The sequence below is a fragment of the Pelosinus sp. UFO1 genome (genome assembly GCF_000725345.1).
In the GTDB taxonomy this organism is placed as follows: Bacteria; Bacillota; Negativicutes; order DSM-13327; family DSM-13327; genus Pelosinus.
Genome location: NZ_CP008852.1, coordinates 4,433,929 through 4,450,252, shown reverse-complemented (window position 1 = coordinate 4,450,252; position 16,324 = coordinate 4,433,929). Strand labels below are relative to the sequence as shown.

Genomic DNA, 16,324 nt, shown 5'->3' with positions numbered 1-16,324 from the left:
AAGACAGAAAAAGAGGTATCTAACATGCATTTTCTTTATAACCTGTTAGCAATCGCGCTTGTTGTGCTAGCTACCCCGGTGTTTTTTATACGATTGATTAGGGAAGAAGGTTTTGGTAGGCGATTGCAGCAAAGCTTCGGTTTTTTGCCTGAAGAAGACTTGGCACCTGTAGTTAAGCAAGATTGCATTTGGCTACATGCAGCTTCTGTAGGCGAAATTGTTGCTGCGAGTCCCATCATAAAAGAGATACGCTATGCCTTCCCCGATAAGCCTATATTAATATCGGTAGTAACTTCTAGTGGGTATGACATGGCGAAAAGAATTATCAAAGATGCTGATAGTATTATCTTTTTCCCTCTCGACTTACCCTATTTGAGCCATTATGTCATTAAACGGATTCGCCCTTGTGTATTTTTATTGGTAGAGACAGAATTGTGGCCTAATTTTTTAAAGGCGGCGAGACACTTTAGTATACCTGTAATGATGGTTAATGGCAGGATAAGCGATAAAAGTGTGGAACGTTATCATTATATGCGCAGCGTACTAAAGGCTATGCTCAATACGGTGGAAACATTTTGTATGCAATCTTCGATTGATGCTCAATATATTATCCGCTTAGGAGCAGACAAAGAGCGAGTTGTTGTAACAGGAAATACCAAATTTGACCAAACCTATACGAATGTGACAAGCGAGGAACAACAGACTCTACTTCGGGAATTAGGGATCGAGAACTCCTTCCCTGTTTTGATGGCGGGTAGTACTCATCCAGGGGAAGAAGAATTCCTGTTTACTGCATTTCAAAAGGTAAAAGAGGAATTTGCCACAGCCAAATTAGTAATAGCTCCTCGTGATATTCTTCGTAGTGAAGAAATTGCTCTTTTAGCGAGCAAATTTGGCTTTTCTGGGAAACTGCGAAAAGATTTACTTGTTAATCCAAATACTAACCATGATGTTGTGTTACTGGACACTATTGGTGAATTAGGGAAAATGTACAGTTTGGGGACGATTGTTTATGTTGGTGGCAGTCTAGTAGCGAGAGGCGGACATAATATTCTTGAACCAGCGGCACATGGTAAACCAATTATAGTCGGCCCTCATATGTTTAACTTTAAAGATACTTATGCATTGTTTTCCGAGAGGGAAGCCTGTGTAACAGTATATGATGCCGCTACTCTAGGGGAAAAAATACTAGAAATCCTAAAGAATGAAACCTTACGATTAAAAATGTCCCAAGAAACATTAACAATTATTGAAGAAAACCGTGGGGCTTCACGGAAAAGTGTGACGTACCTAAAGGACTTGATAGCAAGAATAAATTAAGCAAAAGGCGGAACAAGTATGCGCCAACGTGAGGAATTACAACTTTATTTATACAAATTAGTACATGGTGAACAGCCCGGCCGCTTTGCAGCCTTTTTACTAGGATTGCTGCAAGGATTTTCTATGCTTTATGGTTGGGCCGTACGCCTTAAATTACGCTTATATAAGAATGGTCTTTTAAAACAGCATAAGTTACCTTCCTATGTAATTAGTCTTGGTAATATTACGGTAGGTGGTACGGGTAAGACTCCCACTGCCCAGCGGTTAGCGATGATTATTCGGGATAGGGGATATCGAGTCGTTATTTTAAATCGAGGTTACCGTGCTGGTTGGAAAGGCAAAGTTGGCTTAGTTTCAGACGGAAACAAAATCTATATGACAGCAACGGAAGCAGGGGATGAAGCCTATCTGTTAGCAAAAAGTTTACCAGGAATTTCGGTAGTTATTGGGCGAGACCGAATTATTACAGGAGAGTATGCCGTTAAGGAACTAAAAGCGGATGTGATTATTCTCGATGATGGATATCAGCATTGGCAGTTGGCTCGGGATTTGGATATTGTTTTAATTGATTCATTAAATATGTTTGGCAACAATTTTATGTTGCCAAGGGGAACCTTGCGGGAGCCCTTACCCAATTTGGATCGAGCGCAAGTCTTTTTATTAACCAAAGTAGACCAATCCACGAATGATGCGCGAGATGTAATTCATACGACTCTAGATCGCTACAACAATACCGCTTTGGTTGTGGAAAGCATTCACAAACCAAGGTGCTTCGTGGAAATCGAGGAATGGTATAAAGGTATGCAGGTGACTGATGTGGCATTAGAGACCATTCGTGGGCAAAAAGTATTAGCATTTTCTGCTATTGGCAATCCTTCCTCTTTCGAACAAACCATTTTGGATATTGGCGTGGCCCAAGTTTCTGGAGTACGTTATGCGGATCATCATGATTATACAATGGCAGAAATGCAGTATCTTATGCAACGAGCTGTGGACGAAAAGGCCTATGCCTTAGTGACAACAGAAAAAGATGCTGTGAAAATTCCTGCTGAATTTATCCACTCCAATCGCCCTCTTCCATTATACGTTTTAAGCATCGCTGTACATTTTACCGAAGGTTATGAAGATTTTATGGGGTTAATTGAAACAACCGCTATAAAAAAGAAGAATGTAGTATCATAAATAATACCTTATATATGAGGTTTGATAAAAGGTTTAAACACGAAGGGCACAAAGATGTACAAAGAAACGAAGGAATATTATTTCTTATATTCTTCGCGTCTTAAATTTTTTGATTTTTTGTAATCGAATATGATTACGTGCCTAAAGGAGGTTTTTCGATGAACATAGTTTGTGTTATTCCAGCCCGGTACTCTTCTACTCGGCTTCCTGGAAAGCCTTTGGCAGATATTGCTGGTAAGCCTATGATTCAACGTGTATATGAACGGGCGATTCTCTCTAAACGCCCGCAACAAGTCATTGTAGCAACAGACCACTCTTTAGTATATGAAACGGTTGAAAGTTTCGGTGGAAAGGCTGTTTTGACATCGCCAGATCATCCTACAGGCACCGATCGACTAGCTGAGGTAGCAGAAAAATTCCCAGATGTAGATTTGATTATCAATGTTCAGGGGGATGAGCCCATGATTCAGCCAGAAGTTATTGATCAGTTAGCTGGTGCTTTCGATAACAATCCTGACTTACACATGGCAACCCTCATGACGCAGATCGATAAGAGTGAGTACCAAATTCCGAGTGTTGTGAAAGTGGTAACGGATTTACAAGGTTATGCATTGTATTTTTCTCGTTCCCTCATTCCTTTCCCTCGTGTGGAGACAGGCTTACCTGTGTATAAACACATTGGTATCTATGCTTACCGCAGAGATTTCTTATTGAAATATGCTAAGTTAGCTCCTACACCTCTAGAAAAAGCAGAATCATTAGAACAACTACGAGCCTTAGAACATGGTTACCGAATAAAGGTAATCAAAACAGATTTCCAATCCATTGGTGTAGACACTATGGAAGATTTAGAAAAAGTAAATTTACTATTGAAGGATTAATAGCAAATTTAGTTCTCAGCGTCCTCTGCGCCTCTGCGGTTAAAGAACGGTTGAACACAGAGGGCACAGAGAACCACAGAGGGGAAATTACAATTAGGGAAATATAAATCTCATCTGTGGCTCAAAAAAACATGTCACCAAATCATCGAAAATTAAGGAGGTTATTCTTATGAATACCGTTAATATTGGTTCGATTACCGTAGGCGGAAAGAATCCTATCGCTTTGATGGCTGGGCCTTGCGTGATTGAAGGGGCAGAACGTACTCTTAAAATCGGGAAAGCCATAAAAGAAATTACAGATCGCTTAGGCATTCCCTATATTTTTAAAGCATCTTTCGATAAAGCCAATCGTTCATCTTATTCTTCTTTTCGTGGACCAGGTCTTACTGAAGGCTTAAAAATCTTAAGCCAAATTAAAGAAGAACTAGGCGTACCAGTGGTAAGTGACATCCATTGCAGTACACAAATTGAGCCAGCAGCAAATGTCTTAGATGTTTTACAAATACCTGCATTTCTATGTCGCCAAACTGACCTAGTCTATCAAGCGGCTAGCACAGGAAAAGTGGTAAATGTAAAAAAGGGACAATTCTTAGCTCCTAATGATATGAAAAACGTAATTGCGAAAATTCGCGAAGCTGGCAACGAGAACATTCTCCTAACAGAGCGGGGGGCAAGCTTCGGTTATAATAACTTGGTAACCGATATGAGATCCTTGCCTATCATGCGTTCCTTTGGCTATCCTATCGTTTTTGATGGAACTCACAGTGTACAATTGCCAGGGGGTGCTGGGACGACTTCTAGTGGACAACGGGAATTTGTACCTTATCTTACTCGCGCCGCCGTAGCAACAGGAATTGATGTCTTATTCATGGAAGTCCATGATAACCCAGCAGAGGCATTATCGGATGGCCCAAACATGCTCTACATCGACCAATTAGAAGATTTACTAAAAGACGTACAAGCTCTTGACAATGTTGTACGCAAACATAAATAGCATGTGTTAGATGTACCCCAAAATGAACCACAAAGACACAATGCCACTGGCGTGGCACACAATAGGAAACATCCATTCCTATAGTGCCTTTGTGTCTTTGTGGTTCAATTATTATTATTTTAATGTCCTTCTGAACATAGGGAAAAGCATTTTGAAACGCGAAGATGCGAAGGGTATGAAGAATAGTGAATGAATCAAATGCTTTTTTCATTATTAACTTCCTTGGAGCGCTTCACAACTTCGTGTCTTCGCGGCTCAATTATTTTTTTACTGGAGGTAACCAAATGATTATCGAACAAGCAAAGAAAGTTTTAGCCATTGAGGCAAAAGCCATTGAAAATCTAATTCCGCGGATAAATGGTCAATTTGCAGCCGCTATTGATATGATATTATCCTGCACAGGGAGGGTCGTAGTTACCGGTATGGGCAAATCTGGGCATATTGGCAAAAAAATTGCTGCAACCCTTGCTAGTACAGGAACTCCTGCCTTCTTTCTGCACCCTGCAGAAGGGATTCATGGGGACTTGGGAATGGTCACTGCTGATGATGTTGTTTTGGCCTTATCTAACAGTGGAGAAACAGCAGAAGTTGTAAGTATATTTCCAGCCATTAAACGCATTGGTGCCAGTATTGTAGTTATGTCTGGTTGCGGCGAATCTACCATGGCAAAAAACGCAGATATTTTTCTCGATGTGGCCGTAGAGCAAGAGGCTTGTCCCTTAGGACTGGCACCAACAGCTAGCACTACCGCTGCACTGGCTATGGGGGATGCTCTAGCAGTTGCCTTACTATCAGAACGCAAATTTACACCTGAAGATTTTGCCGTGTTTCATCCAGGGGGGGCATTAGGCCGCAGACTCTTATTAACAGTAGAAAACATAATGCATGCAGGTGAAGAAAATCCATTAGTTACCCTAGATAAGACTGTGAAAGAAGCTTTATTTGTTATTACCGCAAAAGGTCTTGGTGTTACCAATGTAGTGGACGGACAGGGTTATTTAGTGGGGATCATTACGGACGGGGATATTCGCCGAGGGTTAGAGCATGGGCATGAGTTTTTAGATAAAAAAGTGGATAGTCTTATGACAAAAACACCACGTACTATTACGTCGAACAAGCTAGCTGCCCAGGCGCTTCGCATTATGGAAAAAAATCATCCTAGGCCTATTACAGTATTGCCTGTAGTCGATGAGCAAAATAGGGCGATTGGTATTATTCACCTTACTGACTTATTGCGCCAAGGAGTGGTATAATGGATAAGACAAGTCGTGGACAAAAAATTAAACTCTTGATCCTAGACGTAGATGGTGTATTGACAGATGGACATATTATCTTTGGCCGTGACGGGGAATTAATGAAAAATTTTCACGCCCAAGATGGACTAGGCATTACCATTGCTCATAGAGCAGGTTTAAAAACTGCTATCATAACTGGCCGGGAAAGCCAGATTGTCCAACTGCGTAGTTCTGAGCTTAAGATACTGGATGTCTATCAAGGTTCGAAGAATAAGTTAGAAGCCCTTTATGAATTAGTAGAAAAATATAACCTTGCTTTAGAGGAAGTAGCCTATGTAGGTGATGATTTGATTGATTTATCAGTCATGACAAAGGTAGGATTGTCCTGCGCTGTAGCCAATGCTGTACCTGAAGTTAAAAGTTACGCTCATTTAGTGACTAATCACCATGGCGGCAAAGGTGCAGTTCGTGAAGTCGTTGAATTTATCCTAAAATCGCAAGGTAAGTGGGAAGAGATAATAACCTCCTACATTCAAGGCGGACAGATAAAAACACAGCAGTAAGAGAGGAGGCCCGTCAATGTCTAACGTTTGGCAATATTATTTATTAAAGAGTATCAGTCGTATGGTTTGTTTATTACCATACAGTTGGGTTTTATTCTTAGGTAGAAGGCTCGGTAAACTCTACTACCATATTGCTGCTCGACAACGGCGGCGTGCCTTAGAACAGATGCAAGAATCATTAGGAATATCTGATGAAGAGGCCCAAAAAAACATTGTCAGTTTGTTTACTAAACTAGGGCAAACTTTTTTGGAAGTACTATATACCCCAGTCCTCAAAATAGAAAATGTGCATCAATATATTACCATAGAAAATCGTCATTATCTTACCGAAGCGGTAGAACAAGGACGAGGCGTAGTTTTACTCACGGCTCATATTGGCAACTGGGAGTGGTTGGGAGCAGCCTTGGCTATGAATGGTTTCCCCATGGCCGCTGTTATCAAACGGCAGCCCAATGACCAACATACACGGATTTTAAATGAGTACCGTGAATTAGTAGGTATTGAAATTTTCTCAAGAGGCACGGCAGAATTGGTAAGTGCAGCTAAAGCATTGAAACAAGGAAAAATATTGGGTTTCTTAGCGGATCAGGATGCAGGCGTAAATGGTCTATTTATTGAGTTTCTTGGTAAAATGTCCTCGACACCGACAGGTCCCACTATCTTTGCCAAAAAATTTAAAGCACCTGTAGTGCCTAGTTTTATCGTTCGAAGCCCAGAGGGTGGACATCGAGTTCTGATTGGTGAACCTTTTTACTATGAAGATACAGGTAACGTAGAAGAAGATACTCGTAACCTTACCGTTAAAATGACCCAGATTATTGAACAAACCATTCGTCAATATCCGGATGAGTGGTTATGGTTTCAAAAACGTTGGAATACGGCCTATACCCAAGCTGCCGTGAAACAAGAAGAAAGTAATGGTGGCAAAGAAAGGATGGGTAAACAGGCATGAAAAAAACAACAGGAAGCATTATAGCCTGTGTTATCATAATATTGGTAGGCGGTTTGTACTATTTTTTAAAGGATGAGCCGTTGGTTCCTAAAACCCCGCCAATAGAACCAGAAGTTCAGCAGACATCCAAACTTTCGTATGCAGGGAATTCAATTATTGAAGAAAAAGATGGTAAACGACTATGGGAATTAAAAGCTGATTCTATCGAAGTCGATGTGACTACGAAAAATATACAAATGAAGAATTTAGTAGGAACATTTTATCAAGAAAACGGTGGTAAAATTGAAATTACAGCTCCGGAAGCATTTTTAGATAGTAAGACGAAAGACATTACAATGTCGACCCAGGTCCGGGCAGTAGCCAGTGATGGAGGAAACTTTACTGCTAAGGATGTACGCTGGTCTGGCAATGAAAAACGTTTTTCTGGAAATGGTGATGTGGTCCTGACTAAAGAGGATACAGTGATTACAGGAGATAAAATAGAAAGCGATTCCAATATGGAGAAAGTAAAAGTGTATGGCAATGCTAAGGTAATAAAAGGAGGAGCTTCCCAATGAAAGTGAATATAAAGAGAACCGTTTTTACCTTGGTAATTGCCTCTATGATAGCCTCATATGGTTATGCTGCGCAAAACAAACCGGTAGAATTAGCGGCGGACAGTATTGAATATGATTCCGTCAAAGGAATTATGACAGCCCAAGGAAATGTACGCATGGTGCAAGAAAATGCTACTTTGACGGGTAGTAGTGCAGAATATAATAGTAAAACAAGAGAAGCACATGTAATTGGCGGTGTACAAGTAGTACAAAATGACGCTACCTTAACAGCGCAAGAAGTACGCTCCTATGATAATGTGCATATGGTTGCAACGGGAGATCCTATATTGACTAAGGGAACGAGTAAACTCACCGGACCTAAAATTGACTATTACTCCGACAAGCAATATGCTATAGTTAACGGCTGGGCGAATTTAACAACACCAGACGGAATTATGACAGCGGATCAAATCGAGTCCTATTTTGGCGAAAATCGCGCTGTAGCCCAAGGTAATGTGCACATCGTCAGTGAAACTCGTAATATGGATGCTACATCCGATCAAGCTGTATATTACGGCAGTAAAGACCAACAAGGGAAAACAATCCTAACAGGCAATGCGAGAGCCGTTCAAGATGGTAATGTGCTGACAGGCAATAGCCTAACCTTATATCTAGATAATAAAACCATAGACGTCCAAGGCCGCAGTAAACTTGTCATAACACCGCAATAGGAATGTAATGAATGGTGAACCACAAAGACACAATACCGCTGTTGCGGTACACAAAAGAATAACTTCTATAGTGTCCTTTGTGTCTTTGTGGTTCAACTATTTTTTAATGCTTATCTGATAAAAAGATAATATCTAATCCTTAGAGCAAGGAGTTTTCATATGTATATTGAAACATTTAATCTAATAAAAACCTATAAAAGCCGCAATGTGGTGGATGGTGTTAGTTTACGGGTCAATCAAGGGGAAGTCGTTGGCCTCTTAGGCCCTAACGGTGCTGGTAAAACAACGACTTTCTATATGATTGTTGGTTTAGAACGTCCCAATAGTGGAATGATTGTCATTAACGATGAAGAAGTAACAGAGACACCTATGTACCGTCGTGCCAGCTTTGGCGTAGGATATTTACCCCAAGAAGCATCCGTATTTCGTAAACTGACTGTAGAAGATAATATTATGGCTATTTTAGAAACGACACAGTTGACAGCTGACCAACGGGCTGTAAAAGCAGAGAAACTGCTAGATGAATTTAATATTACCCATGTCCGTAAAAGGAAGGGGTCCCAGCTATCAGGCGGAGAGCGCCGCAGAGTAGAGATTGCCCGTTGTTTGGCGACGGATCCAGCCTTTATCTTACTGGATGAACCCTTCGCAGGTGTTGATCCGATAGCCGTTGCTGATATTCAGGAGATTATTGGTTATCTAAAACAACGAGGAATTGGTGTGCTGATTACCGATCACAATGTAAGAGAAACATTAAGCATTGTAGATCGTGCCTATATTTTAAATGAGGGCCAAATTTTAATTCACGGTGACGCAGATACCATTGCTAATAGCGAAATTGCCAAAAAATTCTACCTAGGTGAGAATTTTAGTTTATAAGTTTGAAATAGGTATGTTAAACGTTGATGAACTACAGAGAAAAAATATAACTCTCTGTGTCCTCCGTGGTTCAAAAGTTCTTATGTTTTATGCAAAGGGAGAAATTTATGCGTATACTTGATAAATATATAATAAAAGAACTCTTAGGTCCCTTTATTTTTGGTATTGCCTCTTTTTCCAGCGTTTTTATTGGTACGAGTACGATGCTCCGGATTGCTCAATACGTAACCCAATATGGTGCATCTTTAAATTCTGTAGTCAAGTTATTCGTTTACAGTTTACCTAGTATTATTGTGTTAACCTTTCCCATGTCAATGCTGCTGGCGGCGTTATTAGCCTTCGGCCGCTTATCTGGTTCTAGTGAAATAACAGCCATGCGTTCAGGGGGGATTAGCTTCTATCGCCTGGCGACTCCCGTATTTATTGTTGCTTTTTTTGTAAGTATCTTTGCCGTGTTTTTCGCTGAGATGGTTGTTCCTCAATCTAATGCTGCTTACAATTACGTAGTACGATATGAAATTCAAAAAAACACAGCTCCGAAATCCCAAGAACATATCATTATTAAAGATGTTAAAGGAGATATATTAGAAAGGCTAACCTATGCTCGTAAATATGAAGAAGAGACAAATACCATGTATGCTATTGCTATACAAGAATTTGACAATGGCCAGTTAGCTCGAGTAGAAAATGCAGAAAAAGCAATGTGGCAAGACAATCATTGGACTATGTATAATGGAATCATTCACGATTTGACAACAGAAGGAAATTTGGAACGCACCATGCATTTTGCTCAGCAAGTCATGCCAATGGATAAAGCACCAAGCGCAATTTCCCGCGAACAAAAAAAACCGGAGGAAATGACCATTAAGGAACTAAAGCAGCATATTAAAATATTAGAACAAGAATTTGTCGATTCCAAAAAATATGAGATGGAATTACAGCAGCGTCTTGCTATTCCAGTGGCAAGTTTTGTTTTTGCTCTTATTGGCACACCGCTTGGACTACAGCCGAATCGATCTAGTTCTTCTATTGGACTAGGAATTAGTATTATTATTATCTTCGTTTACTACACCATTATGACCATCTTTACTGCATTAGGGCAAGGTGGTGCGCTTCCTGTTGTATTAGCCGCCTGGATACCCAATATCATCGGTATTATCGCAGGAGCTCTCCTAGTTCGCAAAGCCTCACGCTAAATATTATAGAAGATTAATAACGAACGAACCGCAGAGGCGCAGAGAACACAGAGAGGATGCGGGAAATTATCTCTAAAAATAATACGATACTCCCTCTGCGCCCTCTGTGTTCTCTGTGGTTCAAAATTCCTTCTTGTTTTTTCCCCGCACAGCGCTTTGCATATTCGCGTTTCAGAATCCCTTAGTGTCCTTTGTGTCTTTGTGGTTCAAAAATTCTTTAGATCCTCCCGTTTCAATGGTCCATTTAAATTCCCCTCATTAGAAAGAAAGGAGGTTGCACATCATGTATGGTCTAACCCTCATTGCCATCCTCACCATTACAGGTGGCGCCATTGCTTATATTGGCGACAAACTAGGCACGAAAGTAGGAAAAAAGAAACTTAGCATCTTTGGTTTGCGCCCCAAGCATACCTCCATAATCGTTACGATCATCACAGGTATTCTCATTACCGCGTCTACAATTGGCGTATTGGCATTAGTCTCACAAGATGTGCGTACCGCCCTCTTTGGAATGGAAGCGTTAGCTAAGCAATTATCTACCCTCAATCAAGAAGTAACGGGCAAAAATGCAGAACTTGCCACTAGCCGTGCTGCTCTTGAAGCCAAGAATGCTGAATATACAGCCCTCACTCTAAAAGTAAAAGATACAGCCGAGCGTTTGAGTGCTATTACTGAAGAACTATCTGCCGTAATGGCCCAGCGGGATCGTACTGCTAGAGAACTGCAGCAAACGCAGGCAGACTATGCAGTAGCCCGAGGCGATCTAGGGAAAGCTCAACAAGCAATTAATACGTTGCAGGATACAAAAAACCAGCTGGATAAACGTGTCCAATCTTTAAATGAGGCCAAAGTGACATTACAAGAAGATGTAGACCGTTTAAATCAACTGACAACTAGACTAGGTCAAGGCATTCAAGTAGTACGTGAAGGTTCTATTATATATAGAGCAGGTGAAGTACTTTCTACAGTTATCCTTCCAGGTGGAGAAAGTAAGAGTGATACAGAAAGAGCCTTAGCCGAAGCAATTTATGATACGAATCAACATGTAATTGATAGACTGGGTATTGAAGATAGAAGCTTGAACGTACTGTGGATTGCCCAGGCTGACTTTGATAAAGTGGCAACAACATTAGCGAAAATCCCTCAGGATGCCATTGTGCGCATTACAGCAAACGGTAATACTGTTTATGGCGAGCCAGTCATTGGGCAAATTAATCTTTTCCCAAATAACCGTATCTATGCAAAGGGAGAGACCGTCCAAATGGCGGTGATTGACCTTGGGTCTAAGACAGAGCAACCAGAAGAAGCTGTGATGTCTTTCTTGAGGAAGGTCAACGTCACTGCCGTCAATAAAGGTATACTGCCTGATCCAATACAAGGAACAGTAGGTGCCATGAACGGTGCGGAGTTTTATGATACCGTCAACAAAGTAAAAAGGTATAACAAAGGTAAGGTTATGATTACGGCCACCGCTAAAGAGGATACCTATGCCGTAGGTCCTTTAAAAATCGAGATGCATATTCAAGGGGGAGCAGAATAGGGATGCTGCCTTAAGAAGCCATTGTAAAAGTTACCAATAAGGAATCATGCTTAAAAAGCAGGATTCCTTATTTTTTTGCAGAATTACTAAAGTATAATAGTTATGTAAAACTATAATATTTTTTTAGATAAGTATGACCAGTTAGTCAAACATTGTATCAATTAGATTAATACCAATATTTACACTAAGGTCATAAGCAGGAATATAAAAAGATTTATAGAATTATGTAAACTAGAACCTGTAAAAGCGACAGGAACATAAAAGTGGCATGTAGTAACAGCCAAAATTATGTTGGTGATGAAACCCGCGAAAAAACATCTAGCGTTATGTAAACTATAATATTTTTTTTAAAGTAGATTGACCAAATGGTCAATCTTGGAATTGCAAAGAATTATACCAATATTTACACTAAGAACATAAGCAGGACTTTAAAAAGATTTATAGAATTATGTAAACTAGAACCTGTGAAAAGCGACAGGGGCATGATAGTGATATAGAATATTGGAAGGTTGTTGCTGAGGAAACGTGGACACTCATGGAACACCCCCTTTAATCGATAGACCTTATCATGTTGGTGATAGCACCCGCAAAATTAAAAAACATTTTAGGGGGATTCTTCAAATGAACAAGAGACTTTTAAAAGTAGCAGTAACAACTGCATTAGCTGCTAGCATTGCTGTACCAGCATTCGCTAATCCTTTTTCCGATGTTCCTGTAAAACACTGGTCATATGATGCAGTATCCAAATTAGCACAAGCTGGTATCGTTGATGGTTATGGCGATGGAACTTTCAAAGGTGACAAAACTGTTACTCGTTACGAAATGGCTCAAATCGTAGCAAAAGCTATGACAAAATCATTGAACAATGATCAAAAAGCAACTGTTGAAAAATTAGAAAAAGAATTCGCTACTGAATTAAACACTATGGGTGTTAAAGTAGAAGGTATGCAAAACCAAATCGACAACATGGTAAAAATCTCTGGTGATGCTCGTGTACGTTACACTAATGTTGAAGATACTAATGACAAAACTGACCTTCGTACTCGCGTTTCTTTTGATGGTAAAATCAACAATGAAATTGGCTACAATGCACGTTTAAGTGCAAGCTTCAATCCTAGCGATAACAACCAAACTGTTGGCGTTAAATTAGATACTGCTAACGTAGCATTCAATGCATTGGGTGCAAAAGCTACTGTAGGTCGTCAAGACGTAACTTTGGGTTCAGGTATTCTGTTTGATGATAGAATGACTGGTCTTGGACTTCAAACTGGTGCATTAAAATTGTTTGCAGGTAATAATACTGGAACTACTACTAATGGAACTGCTAATGCTCCTGAACACATGTATGCTGCTGAATATGGTGTTAATGTAATGGGTGGAAAAATAACTGCTGACTACTTGAAAAACGGTGACAACAAGGCATACGCAATCAATGGTTCTGCTCCTATCGCTAACGGCGTAACTGCTCTTGCTGATTATGTTAAAAACGATACTAACAAAGCAAGTGCTACTGCTTTTGGTGTTAAATTCAACAAAGCTGGCTTGACTGTTCTTCATAGAGATGCAGATGCAGGCGTTTACAATGCTTACTCTAGCTCTGATGTAATTGCTCTTCCTACAGACGTAGCAATTAAAGGTATGGAATATCAATATGATAAAGCTCTTACTAAAAACGCTAACTTAAATGTTAAATACCAAGATTTCGATAACATGAATGCACGTACTTCCGCAGCTGTTAACGTAAAATTCTAATTAATCCTTAATCCAAAGAGCACCCCTCGGGGTGCTCTTTTTCTGTTACCTATGAAATTTCCTTTGTGTTCTTCGTGTCCGCGTAAGCGGCTTGCGCCCTTCGCGTTTCAAAATTTTTCTCTGTGTCCTCTGCACCTCTGTGGTTCAATGCCCCTCGTGTCCATTCTATTTCAATTATTTTCTTTGTGCCCTCTGTGTCTTTGTGGTTCAAGTCCCCTTCGCGTTTCAATATTATCTTTTCCCTCCATGTCCTCTGTGGTTCAAAAATTCGCCATTCCCCCAATCCCTCAAAGGAATTCCCCCACATAGCGAGAACACTAACAATACAATATAAAAATTCCCCTCTACCAGAGGGGTGCCTGAAAGGCGGGGTGTGTCGTGACCATAAACCAAACAATTATCAGCATTGATCCAGGCCGAGAAAAATGTGGAATAGCTGTTGTACATAAAGAAAAAGGCGTATTAAAGCAAGCGGTAATAGACACAATCAATCTAGTTACCACAGTAGAACAACTAACTAACAATTATAATACAAACACAATCATTATGGGAGATGGGACTTCCAGTAAAGAAGCTGAAAAAAAACTGAAAGAATTAGAAAAAAATGAAAAATCTATGACTCTGATACTCGTAGACGAGTATCGCACCACCGACGAAGGCCGCCTCCGTTATTGGCGAGAAAATCCTCCCAAAGGCTTAAAACGCCTAATCCCGGTAACGATGCAAGTACCACCCTGTCCAGTGGATGATTATGTGGCCGTGATACTAGCAGAGCGCTACTTTTCTAAAATGTTAACAATATAGTAACAAAAAGGTAACAATTTGTACAAAAAAAACAAAAATTGAGCAGGAATAAAAAAACTTAGGGAGAATATAGCAATTAGCAAGGTAAGATTTGACATAGTAAGTTGCGAATAAGGACAGTTGAGGAAACATGGACACTCAATCATGGACTCTTCTTAGACTTATGTTGCGAACTTGCCGAGCAAAAATAAAAAAAACTAAGGAGAGATTTCTAAACATGAAAAAACAATTAGTAGCTTCCTTGGCAGCCGCAATGATCCTTGGTGTAGCTGGTACTTCCTTCGCTGCATCCAATCCTTTCGTTGACGTTCCTGCAAAACACTGGTCTTATGATTCCGTAACAAAATTAGCAAAAGCTGGTGTTGTTGACGGTTATGGCGATGGCACTTTCAAAGGTGACAAAACCATCACTCGTTATGAAATGGCACAAATCGTAGCAAAAGCTATGGGTAACGAAGAAAAAGCAAACGCTGAGCAAAAAGCCGAAATCAAAAAATTGCAAGCTGAGTATTCTGATGAATTGGACAAGCTTGGTGTACGCGTAAGTGCTATTGAGAAGAAAATGAGCAATATTAAATTCAATGGTCAACTTCGTCAACGTATGGAATCCACTGACACAGCTAATCCTAACACAGAGTACAAAACTCGTTTGCGTTTAATGATGACAGCTCCTCTTGACAATAACTGGACTTTCAAAGGCCGCTATAGTCAAGAATCTAAAGCTGGTGAAGTAAATGGTAATGCAGCAGTTGACCAAGCTTATGTAACTGGTAAGGCTTTTGGACTTGATGAAGTTTCCTTAGGACGTATGCCTCTATGGCTTGGTAAAGGTCTTATCATGGATACCAGCAGTAACTGGGATGGATTAAGAGTCGGAACAGGTAATAAGCTTAAAGTATATGCTGGTATTGTTAAGAGAAATTATACAGCTGCTTCAGCACCTGCTTATACTAAAGTAACTGCAAGCGATGTTGGTAAGAAGTGGAACGTAGTTAATAATGCTGGTGTTGTTACTAACAATTATGTTGTGGCAGCCGGTGATGTTGGTAATTATTTAGTAAAAGATGCTGTTGCTGTTGACAATCGTACTTTCGTATTCGCAAACGCTGCGTATCCAGTAAATGATAAACTTGATTTGACTGCAAGTTATTTTGCAGATCAAGGTAAAAAATCCAATGGCCAATCCAATTATGATACATGGGCAGTTGGTACTACTTATAAAGCATTCAAAAACATTGCGATAAGTGCAGAATATGCTGAGAATAGCGCAGATGTTCTTGCTGACACTGCTAAGGCTAAATGGGCTCAAGTGAAATACAAAGGAGCAGATGCTGCTAAAGTTGGTTCATTTGGCCTATGGGTTGGATATACTAAAGCAGAAGCTGGTTTTGACCCTAAAGCTTATACAACTCGTAATTTCACTGATAATAGTGGTGGCGTTGGTGCCAATGATATCAAGGGTTACGAATATGGCGTGGAATATACCCTCTTCAAAAATGGTTTATTGAGCTTAAATTACAATCCTGATAAAAACTATGCTGGAACAGCTGATAGAAAATACTTCATGGGTACAATTACTTACGGTTTCTAATATAACATAGGAAATGAGCCTCCTTTCATTAGGAGGCTCATTTTTAAATTAACTGAAGAGTTCAGCTATATTTATTTTCGATTAATATCTTTTAAAAATCAACTTGACTTACCAGTCATTATTGTGTAAAATTGGAAATGTAAACAATATGTTAAAATTTTCATATAA

The 16,324-nt window shown here is 39.9% G+C and carries 15 protein-coding genes; all 15 read left to right on the top strand.

Features of this window, described 5'->3' with window-relative positions:
- The first annotated feature begins 24 nt into the window (after positions 1–24).
- The 15 genes from UFO1_RS25880 (at position 25) to UFO1_RS20880 (ending at position 16,156) form a co-directional block, all read left to right on the top strand.
- Positions 25–1,320: a 3-deoxy-D-manno-octulosonic acid transferase gene (locus UFO1_RS25880; RefSeq protein ID WP_038673948.1), complete on the top strand. Its 1,296-nt coding sequence runs from the start codon at positions 25–27 to the stop codon at positions 1,318–1,320.
- Between the two features lie 18 nt (positions 1,321–1,338).
- The gene (lpxK, locus tag UFO1_RS25875) at positions 1,339–2,502 is read left to right on the top strand and encodes a tetraacyldisaccharide 4'-kinase (RefSeq protein WP_038673947.1); all 1,164 of its coding nucleotides are present in this window, start codon (positions 1,339–1,341) and stop codon (positions 2,500–2,502) included.
- 158 nt (positions 2,503–2,660) lie between these two features.
- On the top strand, positions 2,661–3,383 hold the full coding sequence (gene kdsB / locus UFO1_RS20945) for a 3-deoxy-manno-octulosonate cytidylyltransferase (protein ID WP_038673945.1): 723 nt from the start codon (positions 2,661–2,663) through the stop codon (positions 3,381–3,383).
- Between the two features lie 169 nt (positions 3,384–3,552).
- Positions 3,553–4,377: a 3-deoxy-8-phosphooctulonate synthase gene (gene kdsA, locus UFO1_RS20940; protein ID WP_038673944.1), complete on the top strand. Its 825-nt coding sequence runs from the start codon at positions 3,553–3,555 to the stop codon at positions 4,375–4,377.
- Between the two features lie 284 nt (positions 4,378–4,661).
- Entirely contained in the window at positions 4,662–5,630 is a 969-nt protein-coding gene (locus tag UFO1_RS20935) for an SIS domain-containing protein (RefSeq protein WP_038673943.1), read from the top strand.
- Positions 5,630–6,175, top strand: a complete 546-nt coding sequence (locus tag UFO1_RS20930) for an HAD family hydrolase (RefSeq protein WP_038673941.1) — start codon at positions 5,630–5,632, stop codon at positions 6,173–6,175. The genes UFO1_RS20935 and UFO1_RS20930 overlap by 1 nt, the downstream gene beginning before the upstream one ends.
- Before the next feature lie 16 nt (positions 6,176–6,191).
- Entirely contained in the window at positions 6,192–7,127 is a 936-nt protein-coding gene (locus UFO1_RS20925) for a lysophospholipid acyltransferase family protein (protein WP_038673940.1), read from the top strand.
- Positions 7,124–7,684, top strand: coding sequence for an LPS export ABC transporter periplasmic protein LptC (gene lptC, locus UFO1_RS20920; protein WP_038673939.1), 561 nt, complete (start codon positions 7,124–7,126; stop codon positions 7,682–7,684). Before UFO1_RS20925 ends, lptC begins: the two co-directional genes overlap by 4 nt.
- A complete protein-coding gene (locus UFO1_RS20915) occupies positions 7,681–8,394 on the top strand; it encodes an LptA/OstA family protein (protein ID WP_038673938.1) in 714 nt (237 codons plus the stop codon). The genes lptC and UFO1_RS20915 overlap by 4 nt, the downstream gene beginning before the upstream one ends.
- 159 nt (positions 8,395–8,553) lie before the next feature.
- Positions 8,554–9,273, top strand: a complete 720-nt coding sequence (gene lptB / locus UFO1_RS20910) for an LPS export ABC transporter ATP-binding protein (RefSeq protein WP_038673937.1) — start codon at positions 8,554–8,556, stop codon at positions 9,271–9,273.
- A 107-nt stretch (positions 9,274–9,380) separates the two neighbouring features.
- The gene (locus tag UFO1_RS20905; protein ID WP_038673936.1) at positions 9,381–10,469 is read left to right on the top strand and encodes an LptF/LptG family permease; all 1,089 of its coding nucleotides are present in this window, start codon (positions 9,381–9,383) and stop codon (positions 10,467–10,469) included.
- A gap of 283 nt (positions 10,470–10,752) precedes the next feature.
- Entirely contained in the window at positions 10,753–12,009 is a 1,257-nt protein-coding gene (locus tag UFO1_RS20900) for a DUF3084 domain-containing protein (RefSeq protein ID WP_038673935.1), read from the top strand.
- Positions 12,010–12,630: 621 nt separating this feature from the next.
- On the top strand, positions 12,631–13,761 hold the full coding sequence (locus UFO1_RS20895) for an S-layer homology domain-containing protein (protein WP_038673934.1): 1,131 nt from the start codon (positions 12,631–12,633) through the stop codon (positions 13,759–13,761).
- Positions 13,762–14,139: 378 nt separating this feature from the next.
- A complete protein-coding gene (locus tag UFO1_RS20885; RefSeq protein WP_038673932.1) occupies positions 14,140–14,565 on the top strand; it encodes a Holliday junction resolvase RuvX in 426 nt (141 codons plus the stop codon).
- Between the two features lie 217 nt (positions 14,566–14,782).
- Complete coding sequence (locus UFO1_RS20880; protein ID WP_038673931.1) at positions 14,783–16,156, top strand: S-layer homology domain-containing protein; 1,374 nt, start codon at positions 14,783–14,785, stop codon at positions 16,154–16,156.
- Positions 16,157–16,324: the final 168 nt, after the last annotated feature.

Bases quoted from the DNA above. Each gene is read 5' to 3' on its own strand.
- UFO1_RS25880 (WP_038673948.1), top strand. From the start codon at position 25: ATGCATTTTCTTTATAACCTGTTAGCAATCGCGCTTGTTGTGCTAGCT.
- lpxK (WP_038673947.1), top strand. From the start codon at position 1,339: ATGCGCCAACGTGAGGAATTACAACTTTATTTATACAAATTAGTACAT.
- kdsB (WP_038673945.1), top strand. From the start codon at position 2,661: ATGAACATAGTTTGTGTTATTCCAGCCCGGTACTCTTCTACTCGGCTT.
- kdsA (WP_038673944.1), top strand. From the start codon at position 3,553: ATGAATACCGTTAATATTGGTTCGATTACCGTAGGCGGAAAGAATCCT.
- UFO1_RS20935 (WP_038673943.1), top strand. From the start codon at position 4,662: ATGATTATCGAACAAGCAAAGAAAGTTTTAGCCATTGAGGCAAAAGCC.
- UFO1_RS20930 (WP_038673941.1), top strand. From the start codon at position 5,630: ATGGATAAGACAAGTCGTGGACAAAAAATTAAACTCTTGATCCTAGAC.
- UFO1_RS20925 (WP_038673940.1), top strand. From the start codon at position 6,192: ATGTCTAACGTTTGGCAATATTATTTATTAAAGAGTATCAGTCGTATG.
- lptC (WP_038673939.1), top strand. From the start codon at position 7,124: ATGAAAAAAACAACAGGAAGCATTATAGCCTGTGTTATCATAATATTG.
- UFO1_RS20915 (WP_038673938.1), top strand. From the start codon at position 7,681: ATGAAAGTGAATATAAAGAGAACCGTTTTTACCTTGGTAATTGCCTCT.
- lptB (WP_038673937.1), top strand. From the start codon at position 8,554: ATGTATATTGAAACATTTAATCTAATAAAAACCTATAAAAGCCGCAAT.
- UFO1_RS20905 (WP_038673936.1), top strand. From the start codon at position 9,381: ATGCGTATACTTGATAAATATATAATAAAAGAACTCTTAGGTCCCTTT.
- UFO1_RS20900 (WP_038673935.1), top strand. From the start codon at position 10,753: ATGTATGGTCTAACCCTCATTGCCATCCTCACCATTACAGGTGGCGCC.
- UFO1_RS20895 (WP_038673934.1), top strand. From the start codon at position 12,631: ATGAACAAGAGACTTTTAAAAGTAGCAGTAACAACTGCATTAGCTGCT.
- UFO1_RS20880 (WP_038673931.1), top strand. From the start codon at position 14,783: ATGAAAAAACAATTAGTAGCTTCCTTGGCAGCCGCAATGATCCTTGGT.